Here is a 23,029-nt window from a genome sequence, read left to right on the forward strand (position 1 = left end):
GTTATAACTTTTATGTTTCTACTTCTAAAATTTTGCATTATCTTTGTACTCCAAACACGTTTGGATAGTATATATGAGTCAAAAAGTTTTACTTAACGCAAAAGAGGTAAACATCATTCTTCATCGATTGGCTTGTCAACTCATTGAAAAACACACCGACTTTTCTAATACCGTTTTAATTGGCTTACAGCCGCGCGGTGTATTTTTAGCTGACAGATTAACAAAAATATTAGAAGACCATTACAAGGTTAAAAACATTCAATTAGGACATTTGGATATTACATTTTATAGAGATGATTTTCGTAGAGGAGAAAAGACACTTGAAGCTAATACCACTAAAATAAACTTTTTAGTTGAGGATAAAAACATTGTCTTTATTGATGATGTTTTGCATACTGGACGTAGCATTAGAGCAGCTTTAACAGCCATTCAATCTTTTGGAAGGCCAAACGAAATAGAACTATTAACGTTAATAGACAGGCGTTTTAGTAGGCATTTACCTATACAACCCGATTATAGAGGTAGGCAAGTGGATGTTATAAATAATGAAAAAGTGAAAGTAAACTGGAAAGAAAATGATAATGAAGATTCCGTTTATTTAATCGAAAAATAATAATTTTGTTAGAAGTTAGAAGTTAGAAGTTAGAAGTTAGGGGTTGGATCGAGTGCAGTCGAAAGGATTTTAAAAATAAAAAGGCAACTTGAAATTGCCACTGAATACTAAAAAAATATGAGCGAATTAAGTGTCAATCACTTATTAGGAATAAAATATCTTAAAGAACAAGATATCCAACTTATTTTTGAAACAGCCGATCATTTTAAAGAAGTTATTAATAGACCAATAAAAAAAGTACCCTCACTTAGGGATATAACCATTGCAAACCTTTTTTTTGAAAATTCAACCAGAACAAAACTATCATTCGAATTAGCCGAAAAACGACTTTCTGCAGATGTTATTAATTTTTCATCTGGGCAGTCTTCAGTTAAAAAAGGGGAGACCTTAATCGATACGGTTAATAATATCTTATCTATGAAAGTAGATATGGTTGTTATGAGACACCCAAATCCAGGGGCAGGAGTATTTTTATCAAAACATATTAATGCTAGCATTATAAATGCAGGAGATGGTGCCCATGAACATCCAACACAGGCACTTTTAGATTCGTATTCCATAAGAGAAAAATTAGGAAGTGTAAAAGGAAAGAAAGTCGTTATAGTGGGAGACATTCTTCATAGCCGTGTAGCACTTTCAAATATATTTGCGCTGCAACTTCAAGGCGCGCAAGTTATGGTTTGTGGACCAAAAACCTTACTGCCAAAGTATATTGACAAACTTGGCGTAAAAGTAGAAACAGATTTACGTAAAGCACTTAATTGGTGCGATGTAGCAAATATGTTACGTGTACAAAATGAACGTATGGATATTAGCTATTTTCCATCAACAAGAGAATACACACAACAATTTGGTGTTAATAAAGAATTACTAGATTCATTAGACAAAGAAATAACGATCATGCATCCGGGGCCTATTAATAGAGGTGTCGAGATTACCAGCGATGTTGCCGATTCAAAACAATCTATTATCTTAGACCAAGTTCAAAATGGGGTAGCTATAAGAATGGCAGCTATTTATTTACTAGCATCAAAAATAAAACAGTAGATTATGATTTTAGATCAAAATGGGAACACCTCTATAATCACACAAGAAAAAGCCACGGTTATAGAATTAGTTAAAAAACTACAGGCTTTATATCCAAAATTTAAAAACAATAATATTATAGTTGTCTTAACTGCTTTAAATAAACTGGGATTACAAGATATTATTGAGTTTCTTGAAATATCAAATACCCATCGTGCCTCAAAACAATCCTTTGTTGTTGTCTCAGATAACATTAGTTCAGAAAATATTCCAGACGAAATTGTAGTCGTACCAACTATTCAAGAGGCTTATGATATTATTGAGATGGAAGAAATAGAGCGCGATTTAGAGTTTTAATATGAAGGAATTACATCTTGCACAGATAAATATTGCAAAAAGATTAGCTCCAATGGAGGATCCCATCATGAAAGATTTTGTAGACAACTTAGATAGAATTAATGCTTTAGCAGATGAAAGTGAAGGCTTCGTGTGGCGTTTAAAAGATGAAGATAAAGACCTAGCAGCCCAAGTATTCCAGGATGATACGTTACTTATTAATATGTCTGTATGGGAAAATTTGGAAACATTGTTTAATTATACCTATAAATCGGACCATATTGAAGTTTTTAAACGCAAAAAGGAATGGTTTAGTAAAATGAAGATGGTCCATATGGCATTTTGGTACGTTCCAAAAGGGTATGAGCCAACATTTCAAGGTGCTAAAAAGAGATTAGATTATATAAATAAACATGGAGATACCCCTTATGCTTTTGGCTTTAAAAGTAAATTCACAGCAATGGACTCATTAAATTACAAACCTCTTTTGTAATATATGAAGCTCAAGATTTTAGGCTGCTATAGTGCGACCCCAAGAACACTAAACAATACGACATCTCAAGTATTAGAGATTAATGGGCATATGTTTTTAATTGATTGCGGAGAAGGTACACAGGTACAACTTCGCAAACATAAAATAAAGTTTAATCGTATTAAGCATATATTTATCTCTCATTTACATGGTGATCATTTTTTTGGATTGGTTGGCCTAATATCAACTTTTAGATTGCTTACCAGGGAAACGGATTTACATATTTATGGACCTAAAGGCATTAAAGAAGTTGTGACGCTACAAATGAAATTAGCAGATTCCTGGACTAATTATAACCTTATATTTCATGAATTAACTTCAGACAAATCCGAATTGATTTTTGAAGATGACAAGGTGCAAGTACATACCGTTCCATTAAATCATCGAGTTTATACGAATGGGTATTTGTTTAAAGAAAAAGAAGGCGACCGAAAGTTGGATATTAAGGCGGTTGAGGCTGCTAACATTAATGTTGCTTATTACCGAAAACTAACACAGGGTTTTGATGTTATAAATGAAAGTGGTAAGACTATAAAAAATAAATCGGTCACTAAATCTGGCTCAAAACCAAAAAGCTATGCATTTTGTAGTGATACGATGTATAAAGAAGATATTGTATCCATTATTAAAAATGTAGAGGTGCTATATCATGAATCCACTTTTTTGGAAAAACATGCCCATTTAGGCCTTAAAACTAAACATTCTACTGCAAAAGAAGCCGCTAGAATAGCAAAGTTGGCAAATGTAGGCACATTGTTGCTTGGGCATTATTCAACGCGATACGATAACTTAAATGCTTTTAAAGAAGAAGCGCAAGAAGTTTTTGATAATGTAGAATTATGTGAAGATGGAAAAACTTTTGAGTTTTGATCATTCTATAGCCTCGTTCAAAGATATACAAGGATATATTTTACTTCTTGAAAATCTTATAAACATCTCTTTAGGTCGTATTTTAGTCTTAAACTAATCTAAACCCCATACTAGCATATAATGCTGCGATTAAAAAATATAAAAAATAAGTTCTAGTATAGAATTATATTAAGATGATTCTTTTTTGGGTTTTAATTTATTTCGTCCAAGGTTTACTTCTTTCAATTTCAGAATCCATTCTATAGCTTCATTTAAAGATGTACAAGGGTTGATTTTACTTTTGGAAAAGTGTTTTTCTAAACTAGCATTCATATACATCATATCGTTGTAACATACAATGGCACTCCTCATAATTATATTATACTGTTCGATTTTTATCCAATTTTGTGGGTCATTTGAATAAGAATTGACCCTATTGGATATATAATCCAATTTAACGCCTTTACCATAAAACTCTATAATTTTATGGAACAGTATTTCAATCTTGGGCCAATCAAAGTGCACACCGGTATGTAACTCTGCGATTAAAATCTTTTCACAGAAATAAAAATTTCCAAATGATGTTTCTAGTTTATAATGATTTAGGGTTTTACTGTAGGTAGAATTTTCAAATTTCATAAAAAGGTATTTTAGGGCACTACTAATTTACAATGTTTCATAAAACTTTAATGGTAAAGCAAGCATTATTTTTTACTATTTTGTAATCTGCGGAAGAGCGTTTAAGCAACAATAGAAAGTGATACAAAAAAGGGCGTTGCTTTTAATAAAGTATTTGAAAGCCCAATGAAATTGTCGATGCTTTGTTTGATCATTATTCAATATATTCTAGTGTTTTAAAAGATTTACAGAAATGTTTAGAAAAGTAAAAAGACTAATTTTAAAGTAATTTTTTTTGAAATTACGGGATTGTAGCACCTAGAATCTTCAAATTTCATAAATTGGTATTTTATTTAAAATCATTACTTTTTTTGCTTTAATTAAAAGAAAGTTATTACGAAATAATATATGCCCTATGGAAAAGGATTTGAGTAACTATAGAAAATCTTACGAAAAGCAAGAGTTGCTTTTAAAAGATGTACCAGAAAACCCAATGGAGTTGTTTCAAAAATGGTTTTATGAAGTAGACAAATTCTTTATTGAGGATGAAACTAATGCCATGACGGTTTCTACAATTGGTTTGGATGGCTTTCCAAAAAATAGAGTGGTGCTACTAAAACGCTTTACATATGAAGGTTTTATTTTTTACACAAATTATAACAGTGAAAAGGGAAAAGCGATAGATAAAAATCCAAACGTATGTTTATCTTTTTTTTGGCATGGAGCCGAACGCCAGGTTATTATAAAAGGCAAAGCTGAAAAGATTGCAGAGAACCTAAGTGATGGTTACTTTGAATCTAGACCCAGAGGCAGTCAATTAGGTGCTTTAGCTTCAAATCAGAGCGAAGTTATAGAGAGTAGGGATGTCATTGAAAAGAAGCTCTTGAAATTAGAAAAAGAATTTGAAGGAAAAGAAATAACAAGACCAATAAATTGGGGAGGGTATATGGTAAGACCTTCAGAAATTGAATTTTGGCAAGGTCGCCCAAATAGATTACACGACAGAATTAGATTTACACTTCAAACGGACTATAATTGGAAAATAGATCGATTATCTCCTTAAATGATCGTTGAAATTCATAATATTTTTATTACAAATGGCATTTCATCGATTAAAAGCAATATATTACGACAAAACACGTGTTTTTAATCGATTTTAACATTATTTTAACATTTACTTCCAAGTAGGCTGCTAATTTTACAGAACCTAATCTAAATTACCTACTTATGAAGTCATTATTTAAACTGCCATTATTGGCATTGTTTGCTATGTTGACATTTACTTCTTGTTCAACAGACAGCATGGATGATAAGGCTGATGCTATTGAATTAAGCCTTGTTACAAAAGAATCAAAAAACATTGAAATAGAGATACTTGAACTGATTAATGCGCATAGGGTGTCATTAGGGTTGAAAGCCTTAAATGATATGTCCGTGGTGAAGTCTGTGGCATATAGTCATACGGACTACATGGTAGATAAAAATGAAGTATCACATGATAATTTTTATACCCGTAGTAACTATTTAAAAGCGAATGCTGGAGCAAAAAAAGTATCCGAAAATGTTGCATACGGATATAGTTCTGCCGAAACTGTCGTAAAGGCTTGGATTAAGAGTGAAGGACACAGAGGGACTATAGAAGGCGACTTTACAGACTTTGATGTTTCTGCTGAGAAAAATGAAAATGGCAGGTGGTATTACACTAATATTTTTATAAAAAAGTAAAGCCGCTTTTATAAAAGCCATGAAAACTTAACCTAATTTGATGTACTAAATTTTTAGCAAAACTGGCATGGTTTTAATTATGCTATGTAGAATTGAATAGGTTATTTATTGATAACTTTGTGTTATTGAATTTAGCTTTAGGTAAAAAATCCTCTCAAAAAATTGAGAGGATTTTTGTTTGTTATTACCTATTTATTATATGATTTATTGATTGTCCGTAATTTGCCATAAACCTAAAAATATATTGATTTTGTCATCCCGAGGCAACGAGGGATCTCATTGATTATCGACAGATTCTTCACTTCGTTCTGAATGACAAAAATATCATTATGCATGATTACGGACATTCAGTATGATTTTATACCAATTATTTAAAAAGAGGCCATGTCGTATAATTTTATTCTTGTCATTCCTATTTTTGCAGGAATGAAGTGTTACGAATTAATTTGGCTTAGGGTTAATAAAAAACCATCAGAAGATTTATCTTTTGATGGTCTTTTATTGTTATTGAACTAGGCTTAAATTATTCCATTTTTACTACAATAAATTGCGTACGTCTATTGGCTTGGTGTTGCTCTTCTGTACAAGGTACGGTACCATCACAATTGTTGGTTAGTTTTTGTTCGCCAGAGCCTTTGTATTCGGTAATTCTGGCAGGATCCACACCTTTATCTATTAAGTATTTGTATGTGGCATTTGCTCTATCTACAGATAATTTATCATTGTATTCTGAAGAGCCCCTGGAATCTGTATGCGATTCTATTTTAATGACCATATTAGGATATGTATTCATCATTAAATTAACGATTCGATCTAATTCGACAGTACCATCGTGTCTAATGTCAAACTTGTTAAAGTCAAAATAAATAGGATAGAGTTCGGTAATTGGAGTCACTTTTTCTACAACGCGATTTAAATTAAAATCTGCAGTGATGCTCGTCACTTTATTTTCGATACCTTTAGAGGTAACGTGCCTTGTATCCTCTATATATTTATCCTTTTTAATGTTTATGATATAGTCGGAATCTCTATCTATATTTATTTCGTAATTTCCATCTTCATCTGTTTCTACATACGCAATTTGCTTATTATTGCTGTCGCGCAGGGCTACCATGGCATTAGGTACAGGTTCTTTTGTAGTAACATCTGTTACGGACCCTTCTATTTTTAACTGTGGAACTCTGTCGTATGCATAAATATCATCACTACCAACACCGCCGTTTCTATTGGATGCAAAATATCCCGAAAGCCCATCTTCGTTCATAAAAAATGAGAAATCGTCTTTACTTGAGTTTACAGGAACACCAAGATTAAGAACACCAGTAATATGATCGTTTTTGTCAAGAACAGTTCCGAAAATATCCAATAGCCCCAATCCGGGATGACCATCGGAAGAGAAGAAAAGCACGCCTTCGCTATTAATAAAAGGGAACCTTTCGTTTTTATCTGTATTTACTACATTTCCCAAATTTTTGGGAGAACCAACAGAACCATCGTTATTTATATCTACATAGTAAATATCTGTGCCTCCATAGCCATCTGGCATGTTAGAAGCAAAATACAACCTTGTTTCATCGTTGTTTAAAGCAGGATGTCCATTAGAAAAGTTATTATTATTGAAAGGAAGTTCTTCAATATTTGTCCATTCATTTTCAATTAGGGAGGCTCTATAGATTTTAAGGTTTGAGATGCCTTCTTTATCTTTTTCTAAAGTATTTTTGGCATAATTGTTTCTGGAAAAATACATGGTTTTCCCATCTTTTGTTATGGTAATTGGGCCTTCATGGTAAATAGAATTTACGTCTCCTTTTAGTTTGGATTTATGATCTACAATACTATCATTAGCGTCTTTGGCGGTTACATATATGTCCAAAAAAGGTTCTTCGTTCCAACCGTAAATATGTTTTGTTGAAACGCCTTCGCCCCTAGAAGAGGCAAAGTAAATATGACCGTCATGTTCGTAAGCCCCAAAATCGCTATATTTTGAATTAAAATGAACTTCTGTTAAAAAATATTGTTGTTTCGCGTTAAAAATGGAATTAATAAAATCGGAGTCTTTAGAAAAGGTTTCATCATTTATTTTTCCGCCAGCATTTTTATAGCGTTTCATCCAAACCCGAGACTCTTTATAGGCTTTTATACCTCTTAGTGCTTGTGCATAATTGTAATAATAAGCTATGGGTACATTGGGTTGTTCTACCGCTTTTTTATAGTATACGACCGCACTATCTGGATTTCTCATAAACGCATAGCTATCTGCTAATTGTCTGGTTGCATAATCTGCATTAAAGTCTTTCTCTATAAGATTACGGTACATTTGGGCAGCATTAACAAACGAAAACTTATTAAACAGGTTGTCTGCTCTTTTTTGGGAACCATATTGTGCAAGTGTAGGGAAGCTTGCCATCAATATAATACTAGTTAATATGTATTTTTTTAATCTCATGGGGTCATAGTTTTAATTAAAAACCTATACTAATTAGTGATAGTTTTTATTAGTGAAACTCTGTTTTGAAAAGTTGCGAAGCAATGAATTTAAAACAGATAGTTGAACTAATACCTTTTTTTCAGCGGGATCCCAGGTTCAACACCTCGATCCTTGGATCTATTGTCAGTACCCAAGGCTTGCGCCCTAGGGTTTATTTTTATTCAAACACAATTGGTTGTGTTTACTATTCCATTTTTACAACTATAAATTGGGTACGTCTGTTTAATTGATGGTCTTCTTCTTCACAGTCTTCTCCATCCTCGCAACCATTAGTCAATCTACGCTCACCAAAACCTTGATGTTCCGTAATTCTTTCAGGAGCAATACCTTTGGAAATTAAATATTCGTAAGTTGAATTTGCTCTATCTATAGATAATTTATCATTATACGTTAGATTACCTCTTGAATCGGTATGGGACTCAATTCTTATGACCATCTCAGGATAATCATTTTGCATCAGGTTAACAATTTTATCCAGCTCTAAAGCAGCGTCTTCCCTGATATTATATTTATTGAAATCGAAGTATATAGTGTTTAGTTCTGCAAGTTTTATAACATTAGGCTCTGGGTTTAACAACAAGTTGGCCGTAATAGTTGTTAGTTCGGTCTGAATGTTTTTGGATGTAAATGTTCTGTAGTCATCAATATATTTATCTTGACTGGCAACAATTTTATAATCTTTATTCCTATCGATATTTATTTGATAATAGCCGTTTTCATCGGTTACCATATTGGCTATTTCGTTGCCATTATCATCATATAGAGTAATGACCGAATTAGCTATGGGGTTTGTATTGATAGCATCTGTTACGACACCTTCAACATGTAAAACTGGCTTTCTATGAAAGGCATAGATATCATCACTTCCGCGGCCACCCTGTCTGTTCGAAGCAAAATAACCGGTAATTCCATTTGGATTCATGGCAAATGAAAAATCATCTTTATTGGAATTTACAGGGACTCCTAAATTTATGACATCTACGATACTGTCATCGTCTTCTCCTTTAATAGTGGCAAAAATGTCCAATAACCCTAAACCTGTATGCCCATCTGAAGAAAAGAAAAGCACGCCTTCATTATTTATAAATGGAAACCCTTCGGCATTTTCTGTATTTACCACATCTCCAACATTTTGTAATTCCGTTAAGGTCCCATCGGGGTTTATATTTATAACCCAAATATCCGAACCTCCTTTTGTGCCAGGTCTATCTGATGTAAAGTACAGTTTGGTATCATCGATATTTAAAGCAGGGTGCTGTGTTGAAAAATCATCACTGTTGATCGGTAAGTCTTCAATGTTGGTCCATAGACCATCCACCAAAGTAGCTCTATATATTTTCATATTTGTCAAGCCCTTTTTATCCTTTACCTCTACGCCTTCTGTAAAGTTGTTTCTTGAAAAATACATGGTACGACCATCTTTTGTGATAGTTACTGGTCCATCGTGATAAATGGAATTTACATCTCCTTTTATTTTTCCGGTATGGTCAACATTTTTTTTAGACCCAACATCTGTTACGTAAACATCTAAAAAAGGTTGCTCGTTCCAACCATACAGACGTTTTATGGAAACGCCTTCGTCTCTGGAAGAGGCAAAGTACACTTTACCATCATGTTCAAAAGCGCCAAAATCACTATATTTTGAATTGAAACGCACTCGATCTAGAAAATACTGTTGCTTTGCTCCAAAAACACTGGTAATAAAATTGATGTCTTTTGAGAAATCATTAGCACTTACTACACCTCCAGAGTCCTTGAAACGCTTTAACCAAACTTGAGATTCATCATACTTTTTCATCCCACGAAGAGATTGCGCATATTTATAGTAATATTCTATAGGTACATTTTCTTGTTTAACAACATTTTTATAATATCTGGACGCATTTCTAGGATCTCTTAAATAAGCATAACAGTCTGCTAATTGACGGGTTGCATAATCTTTGTTATAATTATTTTGGATAAGTTCCCTGTAAACTTCTGCAGCTTTTACGAAGGAGAATTTATTAAACAACGTATCTGCTCTTTTTTGTTTTCCTTGTTGTGAAAAGACAGAAAAGCTTAGCATTAAAGCGATACAGGCTAATATGTAATTTTTATTTTTCATATAAAAAGTCTTATTAGAAATATCTAGGTGATTTTAGTTTAGAACTTAAGAACTTAAATTCATAAATAAGTAATATTTCATGTGTTCCTGTTGTGTAGCGGGCTATATCGGAAATGGGTTTCTCATAAGCATAACCTACACGTAGTTGTCTAGAAACTTGAAAGTCTGCAATACCACCAATAGCAGCGGTTTGGTCATTAATTCTATAGGATCCTCCTATCCAGAATTTCTCATTGTATAAAAAATTAGCGGTCAGGTCGAACGATAAAGGAGCTCCATTCGTTGCTTTTATTAAACCTGCAGGTTTAAATTTGAAGCTTTTGCTTATATCGAGTACGCCACCAAGTGTGAAATAGTAACTAATACGCTCTAAAGCCTTATAGTCTCCTTGTTTATTTTGATCGGTGTTTAATATTCGAGGTGCAGATAACCCTGCATAAAACCTATTGGTATGATAATAGACACCTGCACCGATATTTGGAGCCCAGCGATTTTCTGTTCCGTTAAAAAATGGATCTTCTGTGACTGTTGGATCATTTAAAAAATCTTGATCAAAGCTATAACCGGTAAAACCTCCTTTTAGACCAAATGCTAATTTTCCAGTCTTTCCAGTTGGAATACTATATGAAAAATCTCCGTATAGGTATGAATAGTTTTGAGGTCCCAAATCATCTTCAATGAAAGTTAAGCCTAATCCAATTCTATCATTTCTTAGGGGCGTATGCACAGATAGTGTTTGTGTTATAGGGCCTCCTTTAAAACCAACCCATTGGCTTCTATGTAATCCAACGATGCTTAAAGCTTCTCGACTCCCTGCATAAGCGGGGTTTATTGAGATTGTATTGTACATATACTGTGTGAATTGTGGTAATTGTTGTGCAACTCCAACCGTACAGCTTAACAATGCAATAGCGATTATATTGTATTTAATAAGTTTCATAGGTTATGTTTTTATTTGGTTCCTAAGTAAACAGGTCCTGTAATAGGATTCAATCCACTATTAAGTAATTTTATAATATAGTAATATGTTCCGTTAGGGACTTTCCCCGCAGTACCAATTGATGCACTGTTTGCTGTACCGTTCCAATCGTTTTGGTAATTATCGGATTCGTATACTAAAGCACCCCATCGGTTAAATATCTTTACATCATATTGAAATCCACATAATTCAATACCAGAAATCTCAAAGTATTCATTATAGGCATCGCCATTAGGAGTTACGGCTTTCGATATTGTAATGTCGTTTTCACCACAAGGCAACACCACGCAATCTGCATGTACATTCATGGTAATTTCTGTAATGCTTATACAGCCTGCATCTGTAGTTGTATACCTGAACCTATAATCAATGCCTCCGCTTTCTGGTAAGAAATCTACACTTAATTCAAGGTTTGAGGGATCAAATATATTATCGTTTAGCGTTGCAACTGGATCTCCTTCTAATAGTTCCCAGGTACCATTTGTATTAAGATCACCAGGTAGCAAATTATTCATATTAATAGCACCTTCATCATAACACCAGTCTGGTGCTACTACATCTGTAATAACTTCATCAAGTGATACTTGAAGGGTCTGCGTATAAACTTCTTCATTATTACATTCGTCTCTTACCGTCCAGGTTCTAACGATTTCATAATCGGCAAATACGCTTTCCTCAAAGGAATTTGTTTCATTAAATACAACCGTAATATTAGTTGAGCAATTATCGGTAAAGGTCAATTCTGGTACATCAGGTATGTCCGTACAACTTACATTTAATAGCTCATCAAAAGTCGATGTAGGTACAGGAGCAGTCGTATCTTGAACCGTTATAACTTGTGTATGGGTCGTTGTTAAACCACATTCATCTGTTGCTGTCCAGGTACGGGCAATTGTATAATTGTTAGGGCAGTCTCCATCTGTTCTAACATCATTAACAGTCACTAAAGCATCACCACAGTTGTCTGTAGCAGTTAATGTTTCTGCATTTGGTACGGCATCACATTCAACCGTTATATTGGTAGCTGGCAGCGTGCCTTCAAAGCTAGGGGCCGTTGTATCTTGAACTGTTATAATTTGTGTGTGCGTTGTTGTTAAACCACATGCATCTGTCGCTGTCCATGTACGAGCGATTGTATAATTGTTGGTACAACTACCATCCGTTCTTACATCATTAACTGTTACTGTAGCAGAACCACAAGTATCTGTTGCTGTTAAAGTTTCTGCATCTGGTACAGCATCGCATTCAACAATTCTAACAAGCGGAGGAAGTGCTTGTTCGAAAACAGGAGGTGTGGTATCCTGAACTGTTATTGTTTGAATATGGGTATTGGTTAAACCACATTCATCAGTAGCAGTGTAGGTACGGGTAATGGTGTAATTATTAGCACAATTTCCATCAACTCTTTCCTCGGTTACTTCCACAGTAGCGGTTCCACAATTGTCTGTAGCTGTTAAGGTTTCTGGAGCAGGTACGCCACTACATTCTACTGTTATATCTCCAGGAAGTACCGTTTGCTCAAATTCGGGAGCCGTGGTATCTGATGTCGATATAGTTTGGTCGGCAGTTGCGATATTTCCACAGGCATCTGTAGCTGTCCAAGTTCTGGTAATTGTAAAAGTACCAGAACATGCACCATCTGTTCTAACATCTTCGAACGTTATTACTGGATTTGCATCACAGTTATCTATAGCGGTGGCGGTACCAAAAGCTATTGGTGACAGATCATCACTACATTCGGCTGTTTGATTAGCGGGTAATGTAAGTACAGGAGGTGTATTGTCTGTAACTGTAACTGTTTGGCTGTGTGTTGCAGAAACTCCGCAAATATTAGTTGCCGTCCAGGTTCTTAAAAGAGAATACCTGTTTGGGCAATTACCGTCTGTCCTCGTTTCAGTAAAGATAACATCTATATTTCCACAAGAATTTGAAGCTGTTAATACATCTGCTTGAGGTAATGAATCACATTCAAAAGTTAAGTTATCTGCAGGCAATGTAGTTTGATCAAAGACTGCCGCTGTTGGTTGTGTAAACGTATAGGTTGCGGATTGAGTTATAGTTTCACATAAATCTGCTACAGTCCAAGTAACAGTAATTGATCCACCAGTACAAAGGTCAATAGATTGATTAGTATAATCATTAGTTATTATTGGAGAACACCCTCCAGTTATACTGCTATTAATAGCAGTGGTTTGATTTGTAACCCATGTAGCAATATCGGTGTCAAGGTTAGCTTGAGCAGCAATAGCATCAGTTGAACCAAATTCACATGCATCCGAAGCATCATCTACAGGGTTCGTAAACGAGATCTCGGTAGGTGCGGTCAATGTATAAGTGGCCGTTGGCGTCAAGGTCTCACAAATATCATCAATGGTCCAGGTAACCGTAAGACTACCACCGGAACACAGATCAATGGACTGGTTGGTGAAGTCATGGCTTACAGTAGGAGACCCCCCTGTAAGGCTACCGTTTATTATAGCGGTTTGGTTTACAACCCATGCAGCGATATCGGCATCCAGGTTGGCTTGAGCCACGTTAGGGGCGTCATTATCAAAATCACAAGAATTTGCTGTGCTTCCAGAAGGAGCGATAAAGTTGATGCCATCTGGTTGCGTAAAGGTGTAATTGGCCGATGCATTTACGGTCTCGCACAGATCCGTAATGGTCCAAGTAATGGTTATCGTCCCCGAATTACAGAACGCAATGGACTGATCTGTAAAATCGTTTGTAACCACAGGCGCACACCCATTGGCAAGGCTTCCATTTATTATAGCGGTTTGATCGGCAACCCACGCAGCAATATCTGCATCAAGATTAGCTTGAGCGACATTAGGGTCAGGGTCATCAAGTTCTACAGCTGTCGAAGCATCGTTTGCAGGATCGGTAAACGAGATCGCCGTAGGTGCTGTCAGGTTGAAGTCCGCCGTAACGTTAATGGTCTCACAAAGGTCCGTAATGGTCCAGGTAACGGTCGTCGTTCCGCCGTCGCACAGTACTGGCGCTGAAAGCGATGCGCTGTCGTTTGAAAGGACAGGGGAGCACCCATTGGCAGGCGCTATGGCAGCGGACTGGGCGATAACCCAGTTATCGAAAGCCGTGTTTACCTCGGTCTGGTCCGCAAAGTCACAGGACTGTACATTGTTATCTATAGGGGCTGTAAATGCGATCGCTATAGGGGCGGCCAGATTGAAGTCCGCCGTAACGTTAATGGTCTCACAAAGGTCCGTAATGGTCCAGGTAACGGTCGTCGTTCCGCCGTCGCACAGTACTGGTGCTGAAAGCGATGCGCTGTCGTTTGAAAGAACAGGGGAGCACCCATTGGCAGGCGCTATGGCAGCGGACTGGGCGATAACCCAGTTATCGAAAGCCGTATTTACCTCGGTCTGGTCCGCAAAGTCACAGGACTGTACATTATTATCTATAGGGTTTGTAAATGCGATCGCTATAGGGGCGGCCAGATTGAAGTCCGCAGTAACGTTAATGGTTTCACAAAGATCCGTAATGGTCCAGGTAACGGTCGTCGTACCGCCATCGCACAGTACTGGCGCTGAAAGTGATGCGCTGTCGTTTGTAAGGACTGGCGAACAACCATTGGCAGGAGCCATAGTGGCAGACTGAGCGGCAACCCAGTTGTCGAAAGCCGTGTTTACCTCGGTCTGGTCAGCAAAGTCACAGGATTGCACATTGCTATCTATAGGATTCGTAAATGAAATGGCATTAGGCGCATTTAAAGTATAAGTAGCTGTAGGTGTTATAGTTTCACAAATATCATCAATAGTCCAGGTAACTGTAATACTACCACCAGTACATAAATCAATAGATTGATTAGTGAAATCATTGCTTACAGTAGGGGAACCGCCAGTTAAACTGCCATTAATTATAGCAGTTTGATCAGCAACCCAAGCAGCTATGCTAGTATCAAGATCATTTTGGGCAACAATAGGATCATCATTATCAAAATCACAAGAATTAACCGTGTTTCCAGAAGGGTTAGTGAAACTTATTCCCTCAGGCTGCGTAAAGCTATAATTAGCAGATACATTAATGGTTTCACAAAGATCCGTAATAGTCCAAGTAATGGTTATGGTTCCTGAATTACAGAATGTAATAGATTGATTCGTAAAATCATTTGTAACAACAGGAGCACACCCATTAGTAATGCTTCCATTTAGGGCGGCAGTTTGATCCGCAACCCATGCAGCAATATCAGCATCAAGATTAGCTTGAGCGACATTAGGGTCAGGGTCATCAAGTTCCGCAGCTGTTGAGGAGTCATTAGCAGGATTCGTAAAAGAAATGTCCGTAGGCGCAGTTAAATTAAAGTCTGCGGTAATATTTATGGTTTCACAAAGATCCGTGATGGTCCAAGTAACTGTTGTCGTACCGCCATCACACAATAGAGGCGTAGAAACGGATGCACTGTTATTAGAGAGCACAGGAGAACAGCCATTGGCAGGGGCGATAGCAGCAGACTGAGCGGTAACCCAGTTGTCAAATGCCGTGTTCACCTCCGTTTGATCATCAAAATCACAAGATTGTACATTGCTGTCTACAGGATTCGTATAGATAATAGCAGTTGGAGTAATATTAATAGTTTGAGAAGCAGGGCTAGAATTTCCACAAGTATCAGTAATCGTATAAGTTCTTATAACCTCTAAAGGGCAACTCGAATTAGGAGTGATTACATCTATATATGTAATACTTGCTATTTCAACATCATCTGAAGCAGTATAGCCACTAGCTATGTAAGTATCTTTAATATCACTAGATTGAGTTGCACTATAAGGATATCTTGCATTTAATGCAGTAATGTCATTTTCATCACATCCTTCAATATCTATTGTTGAAGGAGCAGTTATTACAGGGTCGGAAGAATCAAGTACCGATAGTGTAACTTGCAATGGTGAGGGGTCTGAACAGCCATTATTGTCTTTTGCATATATGGTATGCGTACCAGCAGCAAGGCCATTAAATACACCAGATGTATTACTAAAATCTACATTGTCTAAACTATAACTATAGGGTGCATCTCCTCCGCTTGCTGTAACTGTAATGGAACCATCAGAACCATCTGCACAGGTTACATCTTTATGATCGGCCAGAGTTTCAGAAGTATTAATGCCTACAACATTAATATCAAAATCACAAGTTAAAATAACAGGGTCACCACTAGCGGGTGTATATGTAGCTGTATAAGTTACTATAGTTTCCCCAGGGACAAATAGGTCTCCAGGATTGTGAGTAGACGTTACTACAAAGTTAATTCCATTGGCACAATTAGTATCTAGAAGTGTCGCGTTGTAGTACATTCTATCAATTTCTATGTGATCATTAGCACCTAAACCTGTTCCATTATCGTCAAATACAAACTTTAACTTATAGGCACCACTAGGTACTGTATTCGGTATTGTTATGGTTTGTGTACCATCACTGGAAATCCCGGTAATTGTTTGTGTATGTACAATATTAGCACCGTCGAGCACTTGTAAAGTCCAATCGAAAGTACCACTAGGAACAATTAGTTCCATATTTATTGGGGTACCACTACTATTATCAAAATATTGTAAAGGCGTTGTAAAATCTACATTGGTACCATTAGATTGGAAGAGTCTAAGGTTATTGCTTCCTATACGTTGAACTCGATTATAGTCCCAACATGCATTGGAGCCTTCCGGTAAATCAAACTCAATAAAAAAGGAATAGTCATCTCCAGTAATTGAAGTACAGCATTCGTACGCAAAACTAGGTGGTGTCCAAACAACATTACTACCTGAATCTGAATCAGCACAAACGGTTCCTGTCACTGGAGGGCAATTTGCTACCGTAATATCACAAGTTGTTAATGCCGGTTCTGTAATAGTTATTTGTTTTTGTTCATTTGCAGGCTCACAAACATTAGAATCTGTCACTGTTACGGTATATATACCAGCTGCCAAATTGCTAATATCTTCTGAGCTGGATACAAACCCATCAGGGCCTATCCATGAATACGTATATGGTGCAACACCGTTAGTAACCGTTATATTAATATCTCCAGTACTTTCACCATTACATAATACATTGTTTTGGGTATGTGCTATATTAGGTTCGGCTGTAGGTTGAATAACGTTAATTGCCACGGGATCTAAAATCCCTACCCCGCAAGCATCTAAGCTAGCAGAACTTAAAGTGGATTGTTGGGCCGGATTTTGCTCTCCTTGATAAGTAGCTTCTAGTTGTAGATTAAAATCTAGGGTACAATCTGTTTCCAAAAAGTAAGTGTCGTTTTGAATTTGTAAATCAAAATCTACATCTATTGCGGGGTCACCGACATTAACAAAATCATCATCTACAAAAAATGTAAGTAGACCACCACTATTTGTATAGGTTATACCGGCCGGTAAAGCAATAGGTTCTATGAGTGTTACTTGAGGCGGTAATGTCATTGACACTTCCAAGCCTACTGCATTATCATTTCCTTTATTTTCAACAGTAAAGCTAGCTCCAAAAGTGTCACCTGGGCTTAGAGAAGTATTTGGCGTGTCTAATGTTAAATGAATAGGACCTATGTTTGGTGACCAAACATCTACAGAAAATCCTAATAAAAATAAACCATATGTTTCTTGAGTAGAGGTTAATCTAAATGTTGCTGAAGTCTGATTGTTTCCAATAATTGTGTTACTGGGGTTTGATAATTGAAAAATGGCAGCATCAAAACCTAAGGTATTTGTACTGGCAGGCGTTCTATCGGTAAAATCTGCATTACCAATAGTAATTTTACTATTAAAAAAGTTATCGGTAGTTCTTATAGGACTTGTAGGAGACGTTGATAAATCCACAAAAACATTAGAGCTATTTTCTATTTGTAACCTATCGCCACTAAGCCCTAGGTCACCTTCTAAAGCCCCAACAAGGATATTGGCATTTACATTACCTACAGGAACTGTTTGAAATCCATTAAAATCAATATTATAACTACCTTGTCCATTAACAACATGACCATAGCCATCAAAAATCGCAATATTCTTTAATGGTAATATAGGGCTTTCGTATACAAAAACTATTTGCCAACCTCCAGAAACACCAGTGGGTATGTTAGTATCGTGATCATTTAAAGCTCCTATCTTCCCTTCAACATTTGCTACTTGATAAGTACCATAAGGGCTTATGCTATTATCAATTAAATCAGTTACCGAACTTGTAATGTCTTTTACACAGAAATAAGGATCATTGCTAAAATGACCGTCATTAGGAGCTCCAACATGATCTTCTCGGCCTCTGTATAAAACTTCATCTGCTGTATAAGTTGTATACGACGTTTCAGATGGTAACATGAGTTTTATGTCGTTGTAATTCCAATTGGGTTGATTTTCTGATGCGGGGTCATTGGCATCTGGTTCTTGATCTGAGGCAGCCCAATATAAGAGTACTTTTTTTATTGTTAAACAACCCGCTGTTGGAGCTGGATTAACAAAATTAGCACTACTCGAATTGAATGTCGTATTGTCATTATCAATATCTACATATACCAGATTAGAAAATTGGTTGTTATCATTTGCTCCAATATAATCACCTGTAGCCGTCGTGGAAATCATATTATTTGCGATAATGGCAAAATCTCCATTCACGGCCTCATTAAAGCGAGGATCAAAAGAGTTCTTTAACTGGGCTTGAGCAAAAGCACTGATCAAAAGTATGATCATGAGCATTGCTTTATGATAGTTTATATATTTGGTAAAGATTTTCATAAGCCTTTAATTAACTAATTAATATTGTAATGAATTTTAGTGACCTAAAATGTTTGGGTTCGGGATAAAAGATCTTATTATTACAGATTTTCCAATCTTTTTATCATTTAATGGGTTTGCTACTATTTTAAAACATTTCCATGTTCCTATTTCTGTATCATTTTGTCGTGTAATTTTAGCATAGAATTGAATGGACTCATTTGGAGTTAGAGTTATTTTGTTGATCTTCTTACTTAATGTCTTATTATAGATTTCAAGAGTTAAGCTAGATGCGCTTTTTTTATTAATAACATCATCATCATTATCAATAGCACCAATTTTATTGCGAACGACATCATTATGTTCGGCTTTACACATTACTTCTTTATTAGAAAGACTAATATTCAATACTTTATTTGAATTATTTGTAAGTGATAAAAGGTGTAAGTGGACGACATCTGCATCTGGCTTATCGCTATAATTAACTATTTCTAAATCAAAGGTATCTTGCTGTGCATTTACTGATAGTGAAAAGAAACACAATAATAGAAAAGAGTAAAACTTTAAAGTCGATTTGTTTTTCATGATTTAGTAAAATTATTTTATTTAAAACTATATATAATAGACACTAATGCGCCAGAATAGTCACCATTAGATGTTTCTGTTAATTATTAATAAAAAAGCTTTCGAGGGAAAAAACTGTGAGGGAAAAACATTGTTTAACAATGCTATATTGATGTATGATATTGGGTTCAGGTTCATAACTTTATATCTTAAGTAGGTAGTACAAAAGAATACATATACTACTTTCTTTTCAAAAATATATGGTAAATCACCTATAAATTCGTTTAAAAGCTTTCGTCAAGCGTTTAGTCGTTATAATAAGTTTTTTGTCGGTTTCTCAACTATGTATTAGTTTTATTCTCCCTTAATCCGTAATTTTTAAATGTTTATAATATCTTTCTGACATGGTAACTTTGTCAAATTTTTAATACAAATAAATTCAATTTCATCGATAAAAACAACTTTTTATCGATGAAATTTTCACTTAATCGAATTTTTATGAAAAGAATAGTTTTAGTAAGACATGCAAAATCTTCGTGGAAGCATAACGTAATAGACCATGAAAGACCTCTTAATAATAGAGGGTTTAAAGATGCAAATTTGGTTTCAGCCAACTTAAAGGAAAGTCCCTTGAATATAGACTTGGTTTTGTCAAGCGATGCCATGCGTGCAAAAACGACTGCTGATATTTTTATTTCTAACCTTAACATCAATACAGGTATTGTCCATTTAAATCACGCGTTATATGATTTTTCGGGAACTAATCTTATTGAGGTCATCAAAGCTTGTGATCATTCTGTTAATACACTCATGTTATTTGGGCATAATCATGCTATCACGGCTTTTGTAAATACTTATGGAGATCGTTACATAGATAACGTTCCTACCAGTGGTGTGGTGGTTATAGATTTTGATATTGAGGCGTGGGAAAATTTAAATAAAGGAACAACCATACAAACCTTATTTCCTAGGGATTTAAAATAATATTAACTAACCTATAGCTAAATCAATATAAAATAACATGAACCTTCAGAGTAAAAAGCCGAATTTCTTCGTTAAAAATACTCGCCGTAACTAAGCTATGCCTACGCTTTTTGCCTTGAACTTCAATTTTTTATATCTAAATATTCTATGCCATTTTATATCGACTTAGCTATAATAGGTTTGTAACTTATAAAAAGAGACAATACTTAACTTTTTAAGTGAGTATGGGTGGGCTTTTTCAATAGATCAACTTGATTTCGATCAATAATTAATTGTATATCAATTTTTCGCACCAAAATATCGATGTTTGGCTAAATCATTAAACTTATATGCAACCACTAACTCATTCGAAACCTTTCTATTTCATATTGGTTTTATTGATATATTAAGCTTAAATAGAATATATTTGTGAATCTATTTCTAAATCACGAATCACCCTATATGACGAAACCAGAATCACAGGACAATAATTATATAAATAGAGAAATAAGTTGGCTACAGTTTAACGCTAGAGTTTTACAGGAAGCATCAGATGAAAATGTGCCATTAATAGAACGCTTGCGATTTTTAGGTATTTTTTCTAATAATTTGGATGAATTTTTCAAGGTTAGATATGCCACGGTTAAGCGTATTGTTGAGGCAGGAAAAGGAGGAAAGAACGCTTTAGGGGGTATTAAAGCTAAAGAGTTATTGGAGATTATAACTCAAATTGTTATAGATCAACAAAGTAAAAGTTTAGAAATATTAAATACTATTCACCAAAGATTAGAGGAAGAGAATATTTATATCATTGATGAAAATCAAATTGATGATGTACAACACGACTTTATAAAAAAATATTTTTTAAGAAAAGTCAGTCCTGCGTTAGTGACCATTATTTTAAATGACTCTGTAGTGCTTCCCAATTTAAAAGATAGTGGTGCCTATTTAGCGGTTAGAATGTTGATGTCTAATGATGAAAGGCAGTTTGCGCTAGTAGAAATACCAAAGTCCTTTAACCGATTTGTTGTATTGCCAAGAGAAGACGAAAAGAACTATATTATAATGATAGACGATTTACTTCGTCATTGTTTAAGTGATATTTTTAACATCTTCGATTATAAAAGTATTTCTGCCCACATGATTAAAATTACTCGGGATGGTGAATTGGATTTTGAGAGTGATTTAAGCAAGAGTTTTATCGAAAAAATATCCGATAGCGTTAAGCACAGACAAAAGGGTGAGCCCGTTCGTTTTGTATATGATAAAACAATCGATAAGGAAACCTTAGCGTATTTAATGGCTAAAATGGGAATTGACGAAACAGATAGTATTATACCTGGCGGTCGTTATCATAATAGAAGGGATTATATGGGGTTTCCCAGTTTAGGTAGAAATGATCTTCTTTATGAAAAAATAGAAGCTTTACCGGTTAAAGGCCTTAGTTTGGAGTCCAGTATTTTTACGGCTATTAAGAAAAAGGATTATTTACTTCAGGCACCGTACCAAACTTTTTCTTATGTTGTTAAGTTCTTAAGGGAGGCAGCTTTAGATCCAAATGTGAAAACTATAAAGATCACTATTTATCGTTTGGCCCAAATTTCACATATAGCGAGCTCACTTATTAATGCTGCCATTAATGGCAAATCCGTTACGGTATCTATAGAATTGCAGGCCAGATTTGATGAGCAGGCGAATATTGATTATGCGCAACAGATGGAAGAAGAAGGGGTGAATTTGGTTTTTGGAGTGGCAGGTTTAAAGGTACACAGTAAAATGTGTGTTATAGAAAGAGAGGAAGGAAAAAAATTGAAGCGCTATGGTTTTATTAGTACAGGGAATTTTAACGAATCTACTGCAAAAATCTATACGGATTATACATTGTTTACTTCCAACCAACGCATTTTAAAAGAAGTAAATAAAATTTTCAGCTTCTTTGAGACTAATTATAAAATTTTTACATATAAGCATTTAATAACATCCCCTCATTATACCCAAAAAGCAATTTTTAAATTAATAGATGCCGAAATTGAAAGTGCCAAAAATGGAAATGAGGGCAGTATAAGATTAAAAATGAACAGTATTTCCAGCTATAAAGTCATTGATAAGCTTTATGAAGCAAGTAGGGCGGGCGTAAAAATCCAAATGATTGTGAGAGGTATTTGTTGTTTAATTCCTGGCGTAAAAGGCATGAGTGAAAATATAGAGGTTATTAGTGTTGTGGACAAGTTTTTAGAACATTCTCGGATTTATATTTTTGGTAATAATGGAGATTCTAAAGTTTATATTTCTTCTGCGGATTGGATGACGAGGAATATTGAAAATAGAGTAGAAGTGAGCTGTCCTATTTATGACGAGGATATTAAAAAAGAAATTATTGAGACGTTTAATATTAGTTGGAGCGATAATGTTAAAGCCAGACTGTTAAACGAATCACAAGAAAATAATTATAGAATAAATGATAAGGAAAAAGTGAGGTCTCAATTTGCTATGTATAATTATTATTTAAAAAAGCTAGAGAGTTAA

The 23,029-nt window shown here is 35.1% G+C and carries 16 protein-coding genes; 10 read left to right on the forward strand and 6 right to left on the reverse strand.

Features of this window, described 5'->3' with window-relative positions; genetic code table 11:
* Nucleotides 1–73: 73 nt before the first annotated feature.
* The 5 genes from pyrR (at nt 74) to PQO00_RS06595 (ending at nt 3,377) form a co-directional block, all read left to right on the forward strand.
* The gene (gene pyrR / locus PQO00_RS06575; RefSeq protein ID WP_274184038.1) at nt 74–613 is read left to right on the forward strand and encodes a bifunctional pyr operon transcriptional regulator/uracil phosphoribosyltransferase PyrR; all 540 of its coding nucleotides are present in this window, start codon (nt 74–76) and stop codon (nt 611–613) included.
* A gap of 117 nt (nt 614–730) precedes the next feature.
* Nucleotides 731–1,660, forward strand: a complete 930-nt coding sequence (locus PQO00_RS06580; protein WP_274184039.1) for an aspartate carbamoyltransferase catalytic subunit — start codon at nt 731–733, stop codon at nt 1,658–1,660.
* A 3-nt stretch (nt 1,661–1,663) separates the two neighbouring features.
* A complete protein-coding gene (locus tag PQO00_RS06585; protein WP_274184040.1) occupies nt 1,664–1,996 on the forward strand; it encodes a ribonuclease Z in 333 nt (110 codons plus the stop codon).
* Between the two features lies 1 nt (nt 1,997).
* A complete protein-coding gene (locus tag PQO00_RS06590) occupies nt 1,998–2,468 on the forward strand; it encodes a DUF3291 domain-containing protein (RefSeq protein WP_274184041.1) in 471 nt (156 codons plus the stop codon).
* Nucleotides 2,469–2,471: 3 nt separating this feature from the next.
* Nucleotides 2,472–3,377, forward strand: a complete 906-nt coding sequence (locus PQO00_RS06595; protein WP_274184042.1) for a ribonuclease Z — start codon at nt 2,472–2,474, stop codon at nt 3,375–3,377.
* A 168-nt stretch (nt 3,378–3,545) separates the two neighbouring features.
* On the opposite strand, the gene PQO00_RS06600 is transcribed toward PQO00_RS06595, so the two are convergent.
* The gene (locus PQO00_RS06600) at nt 3,546–3,995 is read right to left on the reverse strand and encodes a hypothetical protein (protein WP_274184043.1); all 450 of its coding nucleotides are present in this window, start codon (nt 3,993–3,995) and stop codon (nt 3,546–3,548) included.
* A 394-nt stretch (nt 3,996–4,389) separates the two neighbouring features.
* Between PQO00_RS06600 and pdxH the strand changes: the two genes are divergently transcribed.
* From pdxH to PQO00_RS06615, 3 genes are all read left to right on the forward strand, one after another.
* Complete coding sequence (gene pdxH / locus PQO00_RS06605; RefSeq protein ID WP_274184044.1) at nt 4,390–5,037, forward strand: pyridoxamine 5'-phosphate oxidase; 648 nt, start codon at nt 4,390–4,392, stop codon at nt 5,035–5,037.
* A gap of 164 nt (nt 5,038–5,201) precedes the next feature.
* On the forward strand, nt 5,202–5,699 hold the full coding sequence (locus PQO00_RS06610) for a CAP domain-containing protein (protein ID WP_274184045.1): 498 nt from the start codon (nt 5,202–5,204) through the stop codon (nt 5,697–5,699).
* Between the two features lie 384 nt (nt 5,700–6,083).
* Nucleotides 6,084–6,215 (forward strand): hypothetical protein, encoded by a 132-nt coding sequence (locus PQO00_RS06615; RefSeq protein ID WP_274184046.1) that lies wholly within the window; start codon nt 6,084–6,086, stop codon nt 6,213–6,215.
* 7 nt (nt 6,216–6,222) lie between these two features.
* Here PQO00_RS06615 and PQO00_RS06620 read toward each other — a convergent pair whose 3' ends face one another.
* From PQO00_RS06620 to PQO00_RS06640, 5 genes are all read right to left on the reverse strand, one after another.
* Nucleotides 6,223–8,145: an OmpA family protein gene (locus tag PQO00_RS06620; protein WP_274184047.1), complete on the reverse strand. Its 1,923-nt coding sequence runs from the start codon at nt 8,143–8,145 to the stop codon at nt 6,223–6,225.
* Nucleotides 8,146–8,371: 226 nt separating this feature from the next.
* Complete coding sequence (locus tag PQO00_RS06625) at nt 8,372–10,291, reverse strand: OmpA family protein (RefSeq protein ID WP_274184048.1); 1,920 nt, start codon at nt 10,289–10,291, stop codon at nt 8,372–8,374.
* A 13-nt stretch (nt 10,292–10,304) separates the two neighbouring features.
* On the reverse strand, nt 10,305–11,231 hold the full coding sequence (locus PQO00_RS06630) for a type IX secretion system membrane protein PorP/SprF (protein WP_274184049.1): 927 nt from the start codon (nt 11,229–11,231) through the stop codon (nt 10,305–10,307).
* Nucleotides 11,232–11,242: 11 nt separating this feature from the next.
* Entirely contained in the window at nt 11,243–18,997 is a 7,755-nt protein-coding gene (locus PQO00_RS06635) for a gliding motility-associated C-terminal domain-containing protein (protein ID WP_274184050.1), read from the reverse strand.
* 36 nt (nt 18,998–19,033) lie between these two features.
* Nucleotides 19,034–19,561 carry a hypothetical protein gene (locus tag PQO00_RS06640; protein ID WP_274184051.1) on the reverse strand — a complete coding sequence of 176 codons (528 nt, stop codon included), beginning with the start codon at nt 19,559–19,561 and terminating at the stop codon, nt 19,034–19,036.
* Nucleotides 19,562–20,038: 477 nt separating this feature from the next.
* Between PQO00_RS06640 and PQO00_RS06645 the strand changes: the two genes are divergently transcribed.
* Nucleotides 20,039–20,524, forward strand: a complete 486-nt coding sequence (locus PQO00_RS06645; RefSeq protein ID WP_274184052.1) for a histidine phosphatase family protein — start codon at nt 20,039–20,041, stop codon at nt 20,522–20,524.
* A gap of 441 nt (nt 20,525–20,965) precedes the next feature.
* Complete coding sequence (gene ppk1, locus PQO00_RS06650) at nt 20,966–23,029, forward strand: polyphosphate kinase 1 (protein WP_274184053.1); 2,064 nt, start codon at nt 20,966–20,968, stop codon at nt 23,027–23,029.

Source organism: Flavivirga sp. 57AJ16 (assembly GCF_028736925.1).
Lineage (GTDB): Bacteria > Bacteroidota > Bacteroidia > Flavobacteriales > Flavobacteriaceae > Flavivirga.